20 protein-coding genes are annotated in these 17020 nt (G+C 71.5%); 10 read left to right on the top strand and 10 right to left on the bottom strand.

Annotated elements, in window-relative coordinates; genetic code table 11:
* Positions 1-40: 40 nt before the first annotated feature.
* The 3 genes from OC490_RS42945 to OC490_RS42935 all read right to left on the bottom strand — a co-directional run bounded on the left by OC490_RS42945 (position 41) and on the right by OC490_RS42935 (position 1417).
* On the bottom strand, positions 41-217 hold the full coding sequence (locus OC490_RS42945; protein ID WP_262063492.1) for a hypothetical protein: 177 nt from the start codon (positions 215-217) through the stop codon (positions 41-43).
* Positions 217-993 carry an SDR family NAD(P)-dependent oxidoreductase gene (locus tag OC490_RS42940; RefSeq protein ID WP_262063491.1) on the bottom strand — a complete coding sequence of 259 codons (777 nt, stop codon included), beginning with the start codon at positions 991-993 and terminating at the stop codon, positions 217-219. Before OC490_RS42940 ends, OC490_RS42945 begins: the two co-directional genes overlap by 1 nt.
* Positions 994-1081: 88 nt before the next feature.
* Entirely contained in the window at positions 1082-1417 is a 336-nt protein-coding gene (locus OC490_RS42935) for a YnfA family protein (protein WP_262063490.1), read from the bottom strand.
* A gap of 136 nt (positions 1418-1553) precedes the next feature.
* Between OC490_RS42935 and OC490_RS42930 the strand changes: the two genes are divergently transcribed.
* Both OC490_RS42930 and OC490_RS42925 read left to right on the top strand, forming a co-directional pair.
* Positions 1554-2039, top strand: a complete 486-nt coding sequence (locus tag OC490_RS42930) for a hypothetical protein (protein ID WP_262063489.1) — start codon at positions 1554-1556, stop codon at positions 2037-2039.
* 101 nt (positions 2040-2140) lie between these two features.
* Entirely contained in the window at positions 2141-2614 is a 474-nt protein-coding gene (locus OC490_RS42925) for a MarR family winged helix-turn-helix transcriptional regulator (RefSeq protein ID WP_262063488.1), read from the top strand.
* Positions 2615-2627: 13 nt separating this feature from the next.
* Here the strand turns inward: OC490_RS42925 and OC490_RS42920 are convergent, their stop codons facing one another.
* Entirely contained in the window at positions 2628-3026 is a 399-nt protein-coding gene (locus tag OC490_RS42920) for a winged helix-turn-helix transcriptional regulator (protein WP_262063487.1), read from the bottom strand.
* Between the two features lie 178 nt (positions 3027-3204).
* Here OC490_RS42920 and OC490_RS42915 point away from each other — a divergent pair, with 178 nt between their 5' ends.
* A complete protein-coding gene (locus OC490_RS42915; protein ID WP_262063486.1) occupies positions 3205-4095 on the top strand; it encodes an NADP-dependent oxidoreductase in 891 nt (296 codons plus the stop codon).
* A 169-nt stretch (positions 4096-4264) separates the two neighbouring features.
* On the top strand, positions 4265-4861 hold the full coding sequence (locus OC490_RS42910; RefSeq protein WP_262063485.1) for a hypothetical protein: 597 nt from the start codon (positions 4265-4267) through the stop codon (positions 4859-4861).
* On the opposite strand, the gene OC490_RS42905 is transcribed toward OC490_RS42910, so the two are convergent.
* From OC490_RS42905 to OC490_RS42890, 4 genes are all read right to left on the bottom strand, one after another.
* Positions 4830-5528 carry a response regulator transcription factor gene (locus OC490_RS42905; RefSeq protein WP_262063484.1) on the bottom strand — a complete coding sequence of 233 codons (699 nt, stop codon included), beginning with the start codon at positions 5526-5528 and terminating at the stop codon, positions 4830-4832. The genes OC490_RS42910 and OC490_RS42905 overlap by 32 nt on opposite strands.
* Positions 5525-6700 carry a sensor histidine kinase gene (locus OC490_RS42900; protein WP_262063483.1) on the bottom strand — a complete coding sequence of 392 codons (1176 nt, stop codon included), beginning with the start codon at positions 6698-6700 and terminating at the stop codon, positions 5525-5527. Before OC490_RS42900 ends, OC490_RS42905 begins: the two co-directional genes overlap by 4 nt.
* 84 nt (positions 6701-6784) lie before the next feature.
* Complete coding sequence (locus OC490_RS42895) at positions 6785-8209, bottom strand: MFS transporter (protein WP_262063482.1); 1425 nt, start codon at positions 8207-8209, stop codon at positions 6785-6787.
* Between the two features lie 58 nt (positions 8210-8267).
* Positions 8268-9092, bottom strand: a complete 825-nt coding sequence (locus OC490_RS42890; protein ID WP_262063481.1) for a helix-turn-helix domain-containing protein — start codon at positions 9090-9092, stop codon at positions 8268-8270.
* Between the two features lie 129 nt (positions 9093-9221).
* Between OC490_RS42890 and OC490_RS42885 the strand changes: the two genes are divergently transcribed.
* The 5 genes from OC490_RS42885 to OC490_RS42865 all read left to right on the top strand — a co-directional run bounded on the left by OC490_RS42885 (position 9222) and on the right by OC490_RS42865 (position 14100).
* The gene (locus tag OC490_RS42885; RefSeq protein WP_262063480.1) at positions 9222-10313 is read left to right on the top strand and encodes an LLM class flavin-dependent oxidoreductase; all 1092 of its coding nucleotides are present in this window, start codon (positions 9222-9224) and stop codon (positions 10311-10313) included.
* Positions 10310-10906 (top strand): FMN reductase, encoded by a 597-nt coding sequence (locus OC490_RS42880; RefSeq protein WP_262063479.1) that lies wholly within the window; start codon positions 10310-10312, stop codon positions 10904-10906. The genes OC490_RS42885 and OC490_RS42880 overlap by 4 nt, the downstream gene beginning before the upstream one ends.
* Positions 10907-11096: 190 nt before the next feature.
* Entirely contained in the window at positions 11097-11873 is a 777-nt protein-coding gene (locus OC490_RS42875) for a response regulator transcription factor (protein WP_262063478.1), read from the top strand.
* Entirely contained in the window at positions 11874-13325 is a 1452-nt protein-coding gene (locus OC490_RS42870) for a sensor histidine kinase (protein ID WP_262063477.1), read from the top strand.
* Positions 13312-14100 carry a GNAT family N-acetyltransferase gene (locus tag OC490_RS42865; RefSeq protein ID WP_262063476.1) on the top strand — a complete coding sequence of 263 codons (789 nt, stop codon included), beginning with the start codon at positions 13312-13314 and terminating at the stop codon, positions 14098-14100. Before OC490_RS42870 ends, OC490_RS42865 begins: the two co-directional genes overlap by 14 nt.
* 61 nt (positions 14101-14161) lie before the next feature.
* Here the strand turns inward: OC490_RS42865 and OC490_RS42860 are convergent, their stop codons facing one another.
* Complete coding sequence (locus OC490_RS42860; protein WP_262063475.1) at positions 14162-15532, bottom strand: histidine phosphatase family protein; 1371 nt, start codon at positions 15530-15532, stop codon at positions 14162-14164.
* A 306-nt stretch (positions 15533-15838) separates the two neighbouring features.
* Positions 15839-16000 carry a hypothetical protein gene (locus tag OC490_RS42855; RefSeq protein ID WP_262063474.1) on the bottom strand — a complete coding sequence of 54 codons (162 nt, stop codon included), beginning with the start codon at positions 15998-16000 and terminating at the stop codon, positions 15839-15841.
* 229 nt (positions 16001-16229) lie between these two features.
* On the opposite strand from OC490_RS42855, the gene OC490_RS42850 reads away from it, so the two are divergent.
* On the top strand, positions 16230-16997 hold the full coding sequence (locus OC490_RS42850; RefSeq protein WP_262063473.1) for a MerR family transcriptional regulator: 768 nt from the start codon (positions 16230-16232) through the stop codon (positions 16995-16997).
* Positions 16998-17020: the final 23 nt, after the last annotated feature.

Raw genomic sequence — 17020 nt, 5'->3', positions numbered from 1 at the left:
GGTGACTTTATGTGTCCGACCGCCGCTCCTCACCTCCTCCTCACTTGTTCGGCGCGTGCGTCACCGCGTAGATCATCACGAACGCGACGATGTGGATGCCGAAGAGGAAGTAGGCGAGGAAGTACCAGACCTTGCGCTCGTTCCTGGTCTCCTCGGCCAGCCGGCGCTTGTCCAGGGCCTCTTGGGAGTTGTCCGGGTTGCCTTCTTGGTCGGGCATCACACCTCCCGGTGCACCTTGGTGTTCGAGGCCTGGGCGCGTGGGCGTACGACGAGCAGGTCGATGTTGACGTGGCTGGGGCGGGTGACCGCCCAGGAGATCGTGTCGGCCACGTCGTCCGCCGTGAGCGGTTCGGCGACGCCCGCGTAGACCTTTGCCGCCTTCTCCGCGTCCCCGCCGAACCGGGTCAGCGCGAACTCGTCCGTCTTGACCATGCCGGGCGCGACCTCGATGACCCGGACCGGGGTGCCGACGATCTCCAGGCGCAGTGTCTCGGCGAGGACGTGGGCGCCGTGCTTGGCGGCGACGTAGCCCGCGCCGCCCTCGTACGTGCCGTGGCCCGCCGTGGAGGAGACGACCACGACCGTGCCGTCGCCGCTCGCGGTGAGGGCCGGGAGCAGGGCCTGGGTGACGTTCAGCGTGCCGAGGACGTTCGTCTCGTACATCGTGCGCCAGTCGGCGGGGTCGCCGGTCGCGACCGGGTCGGCGCCGAGCGCGCCGCCCGCGTTGTTGATCAGTACGCCGATCGTCTTGAAGGCGGTCGCGAACTCGTCGACCGCGGTCCGGTCGGTGACGTCGAGCTCGTACGCCGTCGCCTTGTGGCCCGCCTTGTTGATCTCCTCGGCCAGTGCCTCGATACGGTCCTTGCGGCGGGCGGTGAGGACGACGCGGTAACCGGCCGCGGCGAGCCGGCGGGCCGTGGCGGCGCCGATGCCGCCGCTCGCCCCGGTGACGACCGCGATACGGGAGGCGGCGGACGGTGCGGCGGTGGCCATGGGCTGCTCCTCGGAAGGGATCAACTGGTTCGTACGTACGACTCCGTGCGTACGACTCCGTCCAGGATAGGCGGGCCCCGGTGGCGGCTCAGTTTCCGCGCGGCGCCCACATGATCACGGCCATCCCGGCCAGGCAGATCAGGGCGCCGGCGATGTCCCAGCGGTCGGGCCGGTAGCCGTCCGCGACCGCGCCCCAGGCCAGCGAACCGGCGACGAAGATCCCGCCGTAGGCCGCGAGGATGCGGCCGAAGTGGGCGTCGGGCTGGAAGGTGGCGACGAAGCCGTACACGCCGAGGGCCATGACCCCGCCGACGGTCCACAGCCAGCCGCGGTGTTCGCGCACCCCCTGCCAGACCAGCCAGGCGCCGCCGATCTCGAAGACGGCGGCGACGACGAAGAGGGCCGCGGAGCGGAGTACGAGCATGACCGCCACCCCATCACACGGGTGCCGCCCGATCACACGGGTGTCACCTGATGGACGGCGCCTGTCGCGCGCTCCGCGTGGGATACATCCGTACGACCCCAGCGGTGGTGCACGGGCGGACAGAGGAGTGGATGGCATGCGAGGAGTACGGGTACTGCGGGTACTACGGGTCGGCGCCGTAGTGGGTGCCGCGTTCGCGGTGATGGGAGCGGCGCCCGGTCTTCCCGGCTCGTCGGCTCCGGAGGCGGACCTCTCCTATCACGGCTCCGTCGTCATGACCGCGGGCCGGGTCGACGTGCGGTTCACCCCGCGCAACCACGGCCCCTCCGCCGTCCCCGACGCGACCGTACGGCTGCGCTGGTCGAAGCCGCTCGCGGACCGGCAGACGCTGCCGGAGGGGTGTGCGCGGTCGGGGGAGCGGGCGGTGGTGTGCCGGACGGGTGCGCTGGCGGCGGACGAGGTGGGCGAGCGGATCGAGCTGGGGGTACGGCTGCGGGACGCGTCCTCCGAGGTGCTGCTGGAGCTGGACACGGTGTGGGGCGGCGGCGCGGTGGACGGGAACCGGGCCAACGACCAGCAGCGGGTGCTCGTCCTCGACACCGGTGACAGCTACTACTTCTGAGCCACGCCCGTAGTACCCCTGAGCTACGCGGCCGACCTCGTCGTACGATCTCGATCTCCGCACGGCACAGGCGACACGGCACAGGCGACGAGGGGTACGACATGTCCGGGAACGCGCGGGCGCGGCTGCTGGACGAGTTGTCCACCGTCTCGCGCCGGTACATGGCGTCGTACGCCCTGTTCAACCAGGCCGTCGCCGACAGGCTCGGGCTGCACCCCACGGATCTGCAGTGTCTGAACCTGCTCACGCTGGAGGCGGGGCCGGTGACGACGGGCCGGATCGCCGAGCTGACCGGGCTGACGACCGGGTCGGCGACGCGGCTCGTGGACCGGCTGGAGCGGGCGGGGTACGTCGTCCGGGAGCGGGACGCGGAGGACCGGCGCCGGGTGCTGGTGGCCACCGTCCCGGAGAAGATCACCGAGTTCGGCAGGATGTGGAACCGGCTGGGCGGTGGCTGGTTCACGCTCTTCGACGACCTCGCCGACGCCGAACTCGCCGTGATCGTCGGGCACATGAGACGCACGGTGGAGTTCAGCGGGCAGCAGATCGCGCGGTTGCGGGCGGGGGAGGTCTAGGGTCTGTCCGCCGTCACTCGTCCCCGTCGTAGCGCCCCCGCGCCTCGTGGACTTCCTCGATGTGGGTCTCCGCCCAGTCCTTCACGGCGAGCAGCAGCATGCTCAGGCTGGCGCCGAGCGGGGTGAGTTCGTAGTCGACGCGGACCGGGACGGACGGGGTGACCGTGCGCGAGAGGATGCCGTCGCGTTCCAGTGAACGGAGCGTCTGCGTCAGCATCTTGGGGCTGACGCCGGCGATCTTGCGGGCGAGGTCGCTGTAGCGCATCGGGCCCGGGGCCAGGGCGGCGACGACCAGGCTGACCCACTTGTCGCTGATGCGGTCGAGCAGCTGGTTGGTGGGGCAGCTGCGGATGAACGCGTCGTACTCGACACGTGCCTGTTCGCGCTTCTGGGCCGCTGTCATGGTCGCCATGGGCCGTGGCCTCCGTTCACTTCCGGTCACTTCCGGTCACTTCGGGTTACTTCGGGTTACTTCTGAGGTAGGTACGCACCCTCAGGTAACTACTTCCCAGTGGATAGTAGCTCTTCCTAGGGTTGCAGACAGCTGAGGAGATACCGAAGCGAACACCCCATACGAGGAGCTGTCCGGCATGCGTGCTGCAGTGGTGACGACGTTCGGCGGGCCCGACGCGGTTCGGGTCGTGGAGACGGAAATTCCCGAGCCGGGCGCCCGGCAGGTGCGGATCAAGGTCGCGGCGGCCTCGCTGAACCCGGTGGACGCCGGAGTGCGAGCGGGCGCGTTCGGGGGCGCGGGCAAGCGGCTCGGACTCGGCTGGGACGTAGCCGGGACGGTGGACGCGACCGGCGTCGCCACCGCGTGGCAGGTCGGCGACGAGGTGGTCGCCCTGCACTACGGCACGGTCAAGCCGCTGGGCACGCACGCCGAGTACGTCGTCGTGGACACGGACGCGGTGGCGAAGGCGCCGGAGGGCGTGGACGCGGTGCACGCAAGCACCCTCCCGCTGAACGCGCTGACCGCCGTACAGGCCCTGGATCTCCTGGAGTTGACGCCAAGTCAGACGCTGTTGGTGACCGGTGCGGCGGGCGCCGTGGGCGGCTTCGCCGTCCAACTCGCCGCGCAGCGTGGAGTGTTGGTGACCGGGCTCGCCCGGGCCGGTGACGAGGAGTTCGTACGGGCCCTGGGCGCCGCCGAGTTCACGAGCGAGGGCGTGCCGGCGGGGAGCGTCGACGCGGTGCTGGACGCGGCGGTCCTCGGGGAACGGGCGCTGGCGTGGGTGCGGGACGGGGGCGCGTTCGCCGGGGTGATTCCGCAGGCCGCGCCGGCCCCGGAGCGCGGGGTGCGGACCGGGGCGGTGGAGGTGAGCCCGGACGGGGCCCGGCTCGCCGAACTGGTCGCCCTGGTGGAGAAGGGCGTACTGACGCTGCGGGTGGCGGACACGTACCCCCTGGCGGACGCGTCCGGGGCGCACGCGCGACTCGCGGAGGGCGGGGTGCGGGGGCGGCTGGTGCTGGTGCCGTAGGGGATTCGGTCCCCTGGCCTCGGTTCCGTCCGTCTTCTCGGTCCGCTTGGCACCCGGCCCCCGAGCTGCCCCTAGGGGAAGGCTCCACCCTGCGTCTCCACCCGGATTTCCACCCGTGGGTCCGGGAGCTTTTCCGGCATCGGCGGGAGAGTCGATCTCAGGAAAACGCGTGGCGGGACGACCGCCGGAGACCGAGGAGTGCGACGTCATGACGGACATGGAGCAGGCGCTGACGATCAGCGGGGGCATCTTCGCGGTGATGATGCTGACGCAGTACGGGCGCCGGAAGTACGACCTGCACAAGGTGCTGATGCCGATCGGCACGGTGTCCGCGGTCGGCTACTTCTATCTGAAGGGGACGCCCACCCAGACCGTCGACATCGTCGTCTATCTGGTGGGCGCCGCGATCGGGCTGGCCTGCGGTGTCGTCGCCACCTTCACCACCGGCGTGGAGCGCGACCCTGCCTCGGGCAAGGTCCACACCCGCTGCGGAGCCGGCTTCGTGGCGATCTGGACGGCGGTGGTCGCCCTGCGCGTCGCCTTCATCTACCTCGCCGAGCACAACACCTGGTTCCGCGACCACCTCGGCACGTTCATGGCGCAGCACCACATAGTCGAGGACGCCATCGCGCCGTTCTTCGTCATCATGGCGCTGGCCATGGTCCTCACCCGGGTGTTCCTGCTCCTGGCCCGCGTGCGTCTTCTGGCGCCGGCCGGAGCCCAGGGGCAGGCCCTCACCCAGGGGTCTTCACCAGTCCGTGGATGAACGCGTACTTCACGGCATGGGCCCGGTCCCGCAGATGAGCCTTGGAGAAGAGGTTGTTGATATGGGTCTTCACCGTGGCCTCGCTCACCACCAGCCGCTCGGCGATACCCCGGTTGGTGAGCCCCTCGCCGATCAGCGTGAGCACCTCCACCTCCCGGGGGGTGAGGTCCGGGGCGAGTCCGGTGCCCGGCCGCTCGACGGGGGCGCCGCCCCGCGCGGCGGCTGCGACGAGCCGGTCCCGTACGGCGGGGTCGAGCACGGACTGCCCGGCCGCCGCGGCCCGCACCGCGCGGGTGATGTCCTCCCGGCCGGACTCCTTGGTCAGGTACCCGCGGGCACCGGCACCGAGCGCGGCGAGGATGTACTCCTCGTCGGCGAAGGTGGTGAGCACCACGACGGCGACCCCAGGGAAGCGTTCGCCGATCAGCCGGGTGGCCTCCACCCCGTCCACCCGGGGCATGTTGAGGTCCATCAGGATCACATCGGGCGCGTGCTCCTCGGCCGCCCGCACGGCCTCCCCGCCGTCCCTGGCCGTCGCCACGACCTCCACACCGGACTGCAGATCCAGTACGGTCGCCAGCGCCTCGCGGACCGCGGTCTGGTCGTCGGCGACAACCACCCGCACGACGGGCTGCTGTTCGCCCTGCCCCTGCCGCTCGTCGCTCATCCCGGGATCACCACACGCACTCGCCAGCCTCCTGCGTCGTCGCCGTCCACGATCGGCCCGGCCGTGACCGTGCCGCCCACCAGGTCGAGCCGCTCGCGCATCCCGACAAGACCCATCCCGCTCCCCGCACCGGCCAACGGCCGCGAACCGGCCGGCGGCGCGGAGTTCACCACTTCGAAGACGGTCTCCGCGGCCTGCTGTTCCGCATACTCCAGATACTCCAGGCGCATACGGACCGGGGCGCCGGGCGCGTACTTGTGCGCGTTGGTCAGCGCCTCCTGGGCGCAGCGCACGATCACCTGGGCGAGGCGGACGGGCAGTTCGCGCGGCGGCCCGTCGACGGTCAGCGTACCGGCGTCGGAAGCTGACGCGAGCAGTGAGCGCAGCGTCTCCACCAGCGGCAGCGCGTCCTCACGCAGGTCCCCGACCGTGCGCTGCACCTCGGTCAGCCCCGAGCGGACCAGGCTCTGTGCCCGCTGGGCCGCCTGCCGGGCCCGGTCGATGTCACCGGACTCCAACAGGGCGTCGGTGACCTCCAGTTGCATGTTCACCCCGGCCAGCGAGTGGGCCAGTACGTCGTGCACGTCCCGGGCGATCCGGGCCCGCTCGGCCAGCGCCTCCGCCCGCGCCTCGGCCCGCGCGGCCAGCTCGGCCTGCTCGGCGGCGGCCCGCGCGGAGCGCAACGCGTCGGTGTGGGCCCGGTTGGAGATACCGACCAGCACACTGACACCGGTGAAGGCGCCCACGATCCACGAGGCGCCATGGCCGCTCCACGGCAGCAGCAGCGCTCCCGCGCACAGGGCGCTGGTGAGCGCCGCGAAGGGCAGCGCGCGGCGGGCTTCGAGACGGTACCCGGCGTGCCCGGTCACGAAGTAGGCGAACAGCGCCGACGCCCCGGAGGTCTCCAGGCTCATCAGCGCCGCCGCCCCGACCGACCAGGCACACAGCACCGCGAGCTGCACGCCGGGCGGGAACCGGCCCTCGGGGATGAGCCGCGTGCACAGCAGCAGCGACTCCACGACGAGCAGACACAGCACCGCGAGCCCGGTACCGGAGGTGTCGACCGGGCGCACGGCGAGCGCGGCGATGGTGACGGCGGCGACGGTGCCGAAGACCTGGATGGGGTTGTTGTCCGCCGTGAACCACCGGTTCAGGGCCTGAGTTCGGTTCACTGAGGCTCTCTTCTCACTCCCGTCCGGGCACTCTTCCCGCTGCCGTCCGGCCGGAGCGAAAGCTACCAGCGTGCCTGTCGGCCGTCAGTGACCATGGTCCTCCGGAGCCGTGCGCGGCAGCAGTCGTACGAGACACAGGCACAGGGCGACGGCCGCGCCGACCACGGCGAGGCTCACCAGCAGGGCGTGGGCCGCGCCGCCGCCAACTGCCTTGAAATACACGGTGGTCACCGCCGCCGCGCCGATCGCGTTGGCCAGCTGCTGCACCGCGTTGAGCGAACCGCTCGCGCTGCCCGCCTCGGCCGGTTCGATGTCGCCGATGGTGATGTCGTAGACCGTGCCGAAGCAGGTACCCATACCGAGCCCGACCAGAAGGAGCGGCGGAACGAGAGCCCAACCACCCACCTTCGTACCGGAGTTGGCGACCAGCGCGGCGAGGCAGCCGCAGCCCGCCAGGACGGTCAGGAGTCCCGCGGCGGCGAGCCGGCGGCCGAAGCGGTGGATGAGCCGGTAGCAGGCGATGGACGCGACGACGATTCCGGCGGACAGCGGGATCAGGCCGAGCGCGGTGCCCGCGGGGGAGTGGCCGAGGCCCTGTTGGAAGTAGAGGGAGATGACGTAGAGGAGTCCGGCGACCGCGGCGAAGAGGACGACGCCGAGGAGCAGGCCGGCGGTGAAGCCCCGGTTGTGGAGGAGCGAGGGACGGATGAGCGGCTCGGGTGCGGTGCGCTGGCGGTGGCAGAACCCGGCGAACAGGGCGAGGCCGAGCAGCAGCAGGGCGAGGGCACGTCCGGTCCAGCCGTGCTGCGAGCCGTCGATGAGCCCGCCGAGCAGACCCAGCAGCGAACCGGCGATCAGTGCCGAGCCCGGGCCGTCGACGGGGGCGGTGCCGTCGCCGGTGTCGTGGGGGAGGAGCCGTAGGGCGGCGAGCAGGGCGGCGCCGCCGAGGAGGAGGTTGATGAGGAACATGGACCGCCAGCCGAGACCGCCGATATCGGCGTCCACGAGAAACCCGGCGAGGATCGGCCCGCCCACCGCCGACAGCCCCATCACCGGCCCGAACAGACTGAAGGCCTTGCCGATCTGGTCGCGGGGCCAACTCGCGCCGAGGATGCCGAAACCCTGCGGGATGACGAGCGCCCCGAAGGCGCCCTGCACCAGCCGGGCGACCACGAGAAAGGCGGGACCGAGGGCGAGCCCGCAGGCCAGCGAGGCGGCCACGAACCCGGCGAGCCCGACCAGGAAGAGCCGCCGCCGGCCGTACCGGTCGCCGAGCCGTCCGCCGGGGACGAGAAGCACACCGAGGGCGAGGGCGTAGGAGGCGCCGAGCCACTGGACCAGGCCGGGGCCGCCGCCCAGGTCCCGGGTGATGGTCGGGGCGGCGATGTTGGTGATCGTCGAGTCGAGGAGGTCCAGGACGTCGGCGGCGAGGACGACGGCGAGGATCGCCCAGCGGGTGCGGGCGGAGAGAACGCTGTCATTAGCTGCGTCGTGCAATGTCTGTGTCACGCAGATAAATATCCGTGAGCGGCGCTCGGTCGGTCAACCGGATTGACGAGGAGGGCGGCTAGTGCTGGCCCTGTGCGTACGCCGTCGGTGACACGCCGACCGTCGTCGTGAAGTCCCGGATCAGGTGGGCCTGGTCGGCATAGCCCAGATCGGCGGCGAGGCCCGCCCAGTCCACGGGTTCCTCGGCGCCCGCGCGCTCCAGGGCCTCGTGGATGCGGTAGCGCAGGATGACCCACTTGGGGCCGACGCCGACGTACGCGGCGAAGAGGCGCTGCAGCAGTCGTACGGACAGGCCCTCCGCGTGGGCGAAGTCGGTCACGCGGCGGATCGTGCGGTCGGTGCGGATGCGGTCGACGAGGGCGGTGGCCAGTTCGGCCTGCGGGTCCGGGCGCGGGGCGAGGGCCAGCAGGAAGGCGTCGAGCGCGGCGACGCGGGCGGTCTCGTCGGCGGGGTCGAGGACGGTGGCGGGGTCGGTGTCCGGGAACACCTCGGGCTGCCGTACCCGCGCGCCCGTCCACTCCGACACCGGGCGGTCGGGGGCGACGGTCCGGAAGGCGCCCGGCCGGAACTTGATCCCGCACACTCGTCCCCGCCCCTCCAGCTTCTGGGCGAAGAGGCCGTGCGGGATGCCCGCGATCTCGACGAAGGCGTCCTCGCCGGCCAGTCGCTGGAAGACGATGTGCACGGCCGGGTGCGGGACGACGTGGGAGACGTAGGGCTCGGGGAGGTCCCAGTCGATCAGCCAGTAGTGCTCGACGTACGGGCGCAGGGGCGGGGCCGGTTCGGGGCGGCGGAAGTGCACGCGGGTGAGGAGTTCGGCGGGGTCGACGATTCCTCGGGTGTCGTCGGCTTCTCCGGAGGCGTTACGGCGTGGGGCGGCCATGGGGGGGGATCGTAGGACGGGCCACTGACAGTGGCCGGTGGACCGTAGTGGTGATGAGTGGAATATGTGCCGCGGGGTGGCCGTTGGAGGGTATAGTTGAATAATCAACAACCTGGAGGGTGAACGACCATGCAGTTCGGGATCTTCAGCGTCGGCGACGTCACACCGGACCCGACCACCGGACGGACGCCGACCGAGCGTGAGCGCATCAAGGCCATGGTCGCCATCGCGCTGAAGGCCGAGGAGGTCGGACTCGACGTCTTCGCGACCGGCGAGCACCACAACCCGCCCTTCGTGCCCTCGTCCCCGACGACGATGCTCGGTTACATCGCCGCGCGGACCGAGAAGCTGATCCTCTCCACCTCCACCACCCTCATCACCACCAACGACCCGGTGAAGATCGCCGAGGACTTCGCGATGCTCCAGCACCTGGCCGACGGCCGGGTCGACCTGATGATGGGCCGTGGCAACACCGGCCCGGTCTACCCCTGGTTCGGGCAGGACATCCGTCAGGGCATCAACCTCGCCATCGAGAACTACGCCCTGCTGCGCCGCCTGTGGCGCGAGGACGTCGTGAACTGGGAGGGCAAGTTCCGCTCCCCGCTCCAGGGCTTCACCTCCACGCCCCGCCCGCTGGACGACGTACCGCCGTTCGTCTGGCACGGCTCGATCCGCTCGCCCGAGATCGCCGAGCAGGCCGCCTTCTACGGCGACGGCTTCTTCCACAACAACATCTTCTGGCCGGCCGACCACACCAAGCGGATGGTCGAGCTGTACCGGGAGCGGTACGCGCACTACGGCCACGGCACGCCGGAACAGGCGATCGTCGGGCTGGGCGGCCAGGTGTTCATGCGCAAGAACTCCCAGGACGCGGTGAGCGAGTTCCGCCCGTACTTCGACAACGCGCCGGTCTACGGCCACGGGCCCTCCCTGGAGGACTTCACCGACCAGACCCCGCTGACCGTCGGTTCCCCGCAGGAGGTCATCGAGAAGACCCTCGCGTTCCGGGAGTACGCCGGTGACTACCAGCGCCAGCTGTTCCTGCTCGACCACGCCGGGCTGCCGCTCAAGACCGTCCTGGAGCAGCTCGACCTGCTGGGCGAGGAGGTCGTACCGGTCCTGCGCAAGGAGTTCGCGGTGAACCGCCCGGCGGACGTGCCGGAGGCGCCGACCCATCAGTCGCTGCTCGCAGTCGCATCGGAGAAGGTGACCGTCGCATGAAGCTCGTAGTCGTCTCGGCGGGGCTGAGCGTGCCGTCGTCCACGAGGCTGCTGGCCGACCGGCTGGCGGCGGCGGTGGACCGCCGGACCCCCGTCGACATCCAGGTCGTGGAGCTGCGCGACCTCGCCGTCGAGATAGCGCACAACTTCACCAACGGCTTCCCCGGGCGTTCCCTCGCCGCCGCGCTGGACGCGGTGGCGGAGGCGGACGGGCTGATCGCCGTCACGCCGGTGTTCTCGGCGTCGTACAGCGGACTGTTCAAGTCCTTCTTCGACGTCCTGGACAAGGACGCGCTGGCCGGAAAGCCGGTGCTGATCGCGGCGACGGGCGGCAGCGCCCGGCACTCGCTCGTACTGGAACACGCACTCCGCCCGCTGTTCGCATACCTGCGGGCAGTGGTCGTCCCGACCGGGGTCTACGCCGCCTCCGAGGACTGGGGCGCGGAGGGCCTGCCGGACCGGATCGACCGGGCGGCGGGGGAGATGGGCGCGCTGATGGCGGGCCTGTCGGCGGGAACCCCGGCAAAGAAGCCGACGGTCGTACCGTTCACAGACCAACTAGCGGCACTGAACATCAGCCCGTCCGGCGTTTGAGGACGAGGCCCCTTCAGGGCCGATGCGGGGTCCGGGGGCGCAGCCCCTGGGACGGCAGGGCAGCCGACCGTGAGAAGACGGTAGGAGCTAAACCCGGGTTGCGTCCACCACGGTGAGAGGCAGGTAAAAAGGGTGATCGTAGGCCTGCCCCCACCGGTCAACCGCCGGAGGCCTTGGCACACTGGTGGACGTGCCCCAGACTGTGCTGCTCGCCGAAGACGACCGTGCCATCCGTCATGCCCTGGAGCGGGCCCTGACCCTGGAGGGCTACCAGGTGACCGCGGTCGCCGACGGTGTCGAGGCGCTCGCGCAGGCCCATCGCACCCCACCGGACGTGCTGCTTCTCGATGTGATGATGCCCGGCATCGACGGCCTCCAGGTCTGCCGGGTGCTGCGCGCCGAGGGCGACCGCACCCCGATCCTGATGCTCACCGCCCTCGTGGAGACCGCCGACCGCATCGCGGGCCTGGACGCGGGCGCCGACGACTACGTGGTGAAGCCCTTCGACGTCGAGGAGGTCTTCGCGAGGCTGCGCGCCCTGCTCCGCCGCACCAGCCCGGTCCCGGCGAACGGCGTCCCCGGACCGTCCGGCACCTCCGCCGACGTACTCAAGGAGGGGCCGCAGTCGTCGGCGTTCTCCTCCCCCTCCGCCGCCTCCTCCTCCGACAAACAGATCTCGGCGGCCGGTCTGCGCATGGACCTCCAGGCCCGCCGCGTCTGGCGCGCGGAGCGTGAACTGGAGCTGACCCGGACCGAGTTCGAGCTCCTCGAACTGCTGGTCCGCAACGCGGGCATCGTCCTCGACCACTCCACGATCTACGACCGCATCTGGGGCTACGACTTCGGCCCCGGCTCCAAGAACCTCGCCGTCTACGTCGGCTATCTGCGCCGCAAGCTCGACGAGCCCGGCGCACCGCAGCTGATCCACACGGTGCGTGGCGTGGGTTACGTGCTGCGGGAGGACTGAGTGGGCCGCCTGCGGCGGCTGGTGGCCGCCCGGCGGCCCCGACTGGTCTCCCTCCGTACGACCTTCGTGCTGTCCTTCGCGGCGGTGACCGCCGCCGTCACCCTCCTCGTCGGCGTGCTCTCCTACGGCGCGGCGGCCCGGCTGGTCCGGGTCGACCAGGAGTCGGTGTTCGACCAGGTCGTACAGGATCTGCAGGACGAGGTGCGCACGCACCAGATGACGCCCGACGACTTCTCCTCCTCCGCGCCCGGCCACGACATCGTGCGCCCGGCCCGTACGGATGTGCAGGTGCTCGGGCCGGCCGGCGGTGTCCTCGACAGCGGCAGCCCGGCGCTGCCCGTCACCGGTGACGACCGGGCGGTCGCCGGCGAGAAGGTGGCCGGGAAGACGGTCGAGCACAAGGACGTCGCCGTCGCCGAGGACGTGTACCGCATCGCGACCGTGTCCCTGGGCCGCGGGCAGGGGGCGGTGCAGGTGGCGCAGGAGTTCAGCGACACCGAGGATCTGCTGCGGGCCCTGCAGCAGCGGACGTTCGTGCTGATGGCGGCGGTCGTGGTGCTGGCCGGGTTGTGCGGCTGGTGGCTGGCCCGGCGTATCACCCGGCGCCTGATCATCCTCACGGCGGCGGCCGAGGACGTGGCCCGCACCCGCAGCCTCGGTGTGCAGGTCCCCGTCACCGGCTACGACGAGGTGGGCCGCCTCGGCCGCGCCTTCGACCGGATGCTCGGCCGGCTCGCGCAGTCGGAGGAGGACCAGCGCCGCCTGATCCAGGACGCGGGCCACGAACTCCGCACCCCGCTCACGTCGTTGCGCACGAACATCTCCCTGCTCCGCCGCATGGACGAACTGCCGCCCGGCACCCGCGAGGAACTGGTCGCGGACCTGAGCCAGGAGGCCCGCGAGCTCACCGACCTGGTCAACGAGTTGGTGGATCTGGCGGCGGGCCAGTCCGACACCGAGCCGCCTCAGCAGGTGGACCTCGCCGACATCGCGGAGGACGTGGCGCTGCTGGCCCGCCGCCGTACCGGCCGGGACATCACCGTCCGCGCGAGCGGCGACACGACGACCGACGGCCGCCCCGGCATGCTCCAGCGCGCGATCTCCAACCTGGTCGAGAACGCGGCCAAGTTCGACCGCGCGGGCCAGACCCCGATCGAGATCGCGGTCTCGGGTCCCGCACGCCCGGGCACGGTCCGCGTGGAGGTCCTCGACCGGGGCCCCGGAGTCTCCGAAACCGACCTCTTCCGCATCTTCGACCGCTTCTACCGCGCCGCCGACGCCCGCTCCCTCCCCGGCTCGGGCCTGGGCCTCTCCATCGTCCGCGAGGTGGCCCTCGCCCACGGCGGATCCCCCTTCGCGCTACGACGGGAGGGCGGCGGGTCGGTGATCGGGTTCACGGTCGGGGGAGTGGTCGAACCGCGTGCGGGGGCGGGCGTACGTGGCCGAGGCTGACGGGCTGCGCAGCGACGCCGCCGGGCATCTGCTCTGGGCCGCGCAACTGTCCGCCGACGACGGCTGCCTCGGCCCCGGTGTCCGCGTCTTCCGTCACGGCTCGGCGACCGCGGTGGTCAGCCCCGGGCTGTCCGGGCGGGACCGGATCGCGGTCGACGGGGAGGCGGACGACGCGCTCGTTCTCGTACGGGACGAGGTGCTGGCGGAGGTCGGACCGGGCCACCGCCCGTTCGGGGACGCGGAGTTGATCGCCGCGCTGGTCCGGGGGACACCGGGACTCGTGGCCGCCGGTGGCTCCGGGTTCCTGTGGATGGAGACGGCGGAGACTATGGAGACGACAGACCCGCCGGCCACCGTCCCGGAGGGCGTGCGGTGGCTCGACGCGGAGGAGGAGCGGGAGGCGGCGGCCCTCTTCGAGGACTCGTTCCCCGGCTCGTACGCCCGCCCCGGCCGCCCTGGAACCCGCCGCTGGGCCGGTGCCCACGACCATGGCCCGGACGGCACCGGTGCGTTGCTCGCGGTGGCCGGGGACGCCTGGTCCGGGGCCGGCTGCGGCTTCATGGCCGGGGTCCTGACCCGGCCGGAGGCGCGGGGGCGTGGGCTGGGCGTGGCCGTGTCGCGGTTCGTCGTCGACGCGCTGGTACGGGAATACGGGCGCGCCGCGCTGATGGTGGACGCCGACAACCCGGCCGCGATCGCCGCGTACCGGCGGGCCGGGATGCGGGGCCGGGAGTTCGCGGCGGCGGCCCGCGCCCGGGGGAGCGCGGGGCTGTAGCCGGACGACCGGTGCCGGTGCCGGTGCCGGTGCCGGCGTTGGCGTTGGCGTTGGTCAGCCGTCAGCTGTTGGAGGGCGTGCGGCCGAAGCAGCGCTCCAGCTCGTTCAGGTCGTAGAACTTGCTGCCCTTGGAGACGGGACGGCAGCCGGCCTTGAAGGCGGTCTCCTTCTCGTTGTAGAGCATGCGCACGAGGTAGGTGCTGCCCTTGCGGTAGACGTCCCACTGGATGTTCGAGCCGAGCGGGGCGACGGCGGCACCGCGCCAGGAGTTGGTGGCGTAGGTGTACGGCTGCTCGACGGTGACGCCCTGCGTGCTGCCGGGCAGGCCCATCAGCGCGGCCAGCGGGATGATCTCCTCGGCGTGCGTGAACCGGAGTTCGGCGCCCAGGTCGCTCGTGCCGTCGCGCTTGGCCTCGACCTTCTTGAAGAAGTCGTCGAGCAGGACGCCGGCCATCTTGTACGTGATGTCGCTGTCGGCGAAGCCCGGCCCCTTCTCGTAGAAGTCCTCGGCGTCGGAGATGTACCCGAACCAGTCGGCGTCGCGCGCCGAGATGTACCGGTCCATGCCCCAGCCCTTGCCGCCCGGGCTCTCCGCGCTCATCGCGGGGGCGATGGCGTACAGGTTGTAGACGGCGGTGGCGGCCTCGACGTCCGTGCCGATCGTCGAGAACTCGCCCGCCGTGATCCGGTCCACGAACGCGGGCTTGAACAGCTTCTTCAGTACGTCACGGGCGGCGCGGTGGGTCTTCGGCTGGTCCGTGACGGAGGTCAGGGTGGTGGCGAGGCGCTGGTCGTTGGCGATGTAGTCGCGGTAGGCGGCGCCACCGGCGGCCTTGTGGAAGTAGAGGAGGTCCTTGTCGGTGCGGGTCGTGCCGATGAGGGAGGTGAGGTCCGGGTCGGTCTGGGCGAGGGCGGCGCCGTAGAGGTTGGCGCTGTCGACGGCACGCCCCTGGCCCGAACTGACGACGTCGATGGGCTCCTTGTTCTTCGCGATCGTCGCGAAGAGGCTCGGCAGCCGCTTCTCCATCCGGGTGGCGGTGGCCTGGATCTCCGCCTTGCCGCGCGCGCTGAGGTTGCCGTATCCGATCGTGCTCATGGCGGCTTCGAGGGCCTGTGTCCTGGGCCCGAACTCCCGCCCCTTCGCGGTGAGTTGGCCCTCCGCCTCGGCCTTGTTCCAGAGCGCGAGGATCAGGTCGCCGTCCGAGCTGTCGGTCGCGGAGCGCGATCCGTGCCGGGACACGTTCTCGGTGAAGACGGGGGTGAAGCCGGCCGGGGCCTTCTGGTACGACCGGGAGTTCTGCTCCGGCGTGTACACGGCCTTCGTGCCGTAGCTGTCGGTGTGGGCGTTGCCGCCGGGGGCGGCCTGGGCGGCGAACGGGGTGGCCATCAGCGCGGCCACGCCGAGGACCAGGGCGGGGGTGACACGTCTCATGGGCCGCATGTTTCGCGGGGGATGTGAACGGCGGGTGCACTGGGGATGACTGCGAGGGCCTGGCTTTCACGGCGCTTCGGCGGCGCTTTGTCGGCGCTTGTCGGCTGTGCGTCGCGAGTGGATCAGTGGGGTGGGGTGGGGTCGGGTCGAGTGGGGTCGGGCGTCCGGTGCGGGGGGTCGGTGGAGGCTGGGGGTAAATCTAACTGCTGTGCACCCTGGTGACCGGTTAGGGATGACCCCGGCTTGCGGAGGGGGAGACGGGTTGTTCGGGACGCGGGCCGCGCGACCGGCGGGTGACGAGGGGGTTCAGGGCCGCACTGTGCCGTCGGCCGGGGCGAACAGGTGGGCCATCGCCTGCCAGAGGGGCATCACGCGGGGGGTGGTGCGAGGGGTTCGCCGGGGTGTGTCCGCCGACGGCTGGGCGGTACGGGTGTTCTTCGTGAGGGAGATGGCGGCGGCGTGCGGCATGTCGGGTTCCTTCCGGCGAGTGGTTGACCTTGGCTCTGACCTTCTGAGATCAACGATCCCGCGGGCGGGCTGCCGCCACGAGGGGGCGGGCTGCCTGGTCGGGGGTGTAGCCGGCTACACCGTCCCGCCCGGGGGCAAGGCGGTGTGGTTCGACCTGCCCGGAACCGCGTCCTGACCGCCCTCCCCGTGGGCTTGCACCTCACACGGCGTCAGGGAGCATCGTTGACGCATGAGCATCGACCAGACATGGAAGGTCGGAGCGCTCGCCGAGGCGAGTGGGCTGACTGTTCGCACCTTGCACCACTGGGACCGGATCGGGCTGCTCAGCCCGTCCAGGCGTACGGCCGCCGGGCACCGCGAGTACACCGAGGAGGATGCGGTCCGCCTGTACCAGGTGCTCGCGCTGCGCCGGCTCGGGCTGGGGCTGGAGACCATCGCCACGTGCCTGGACGCCGGAGTCGACCCGGTCCGGCTGGTGGGCGAGCACCTGGCCGGCGTCGAAGCCGCCCTCGCGTCCCTGGAAGCTCTGAGGCAACGACTCGCCCATATCCAGGGTGAGTTGGCCGCCGACCGGGCACCCGAGATCTCCACCCTGATCGGCGCACTCGGGACGATGGGCGGCGCGGGACCGGAGCGCACGGAAGCCCTGCGGCGCCACCTCGACGACGACCAACTGCAGACACTGCACGACGGGGTGGCAGCGCTGGGCCCCGCCGCCCACTACCTGCTGGAGGTCGAGTGGCCGGAGCTGTACCGCAGGGCCGAGGCGCTGCGCACCGCGGGGGTGGAGCCGGCGGACCCCCGGGTGCTGAAGCTGGTGGCACGCATGGACGAACTGAGCTCGCTGTTCAACGGGGGCGACAGCGAGATCTCGGCCGGGGTGCGGTCCGCCTGGCGGCACGAGCCGGCCGTGATGTCAGGCGATCCGACGGCTCCGCCCGACGCCTGGCACGACCTGACCGCCTACCTCGACCGCGCCCGCCGCTCCACGGCATGACCTCGGCTGTGCCCCGACTCTCC

The sequence above is a fragment of the Streptomyces sp. STR69 genome (assembly GCF_024519455.1).
In the GTDB taxonomy this organism is placed as follows: domain Bacteria; phylum Actinomycetota; class Actinomycetes; order Streptomycetales; family Streptomycetaceae; genus Streptomyces.
This window is presented reverse-complemented; position numbering and strand designations above follow the sequence as displayed.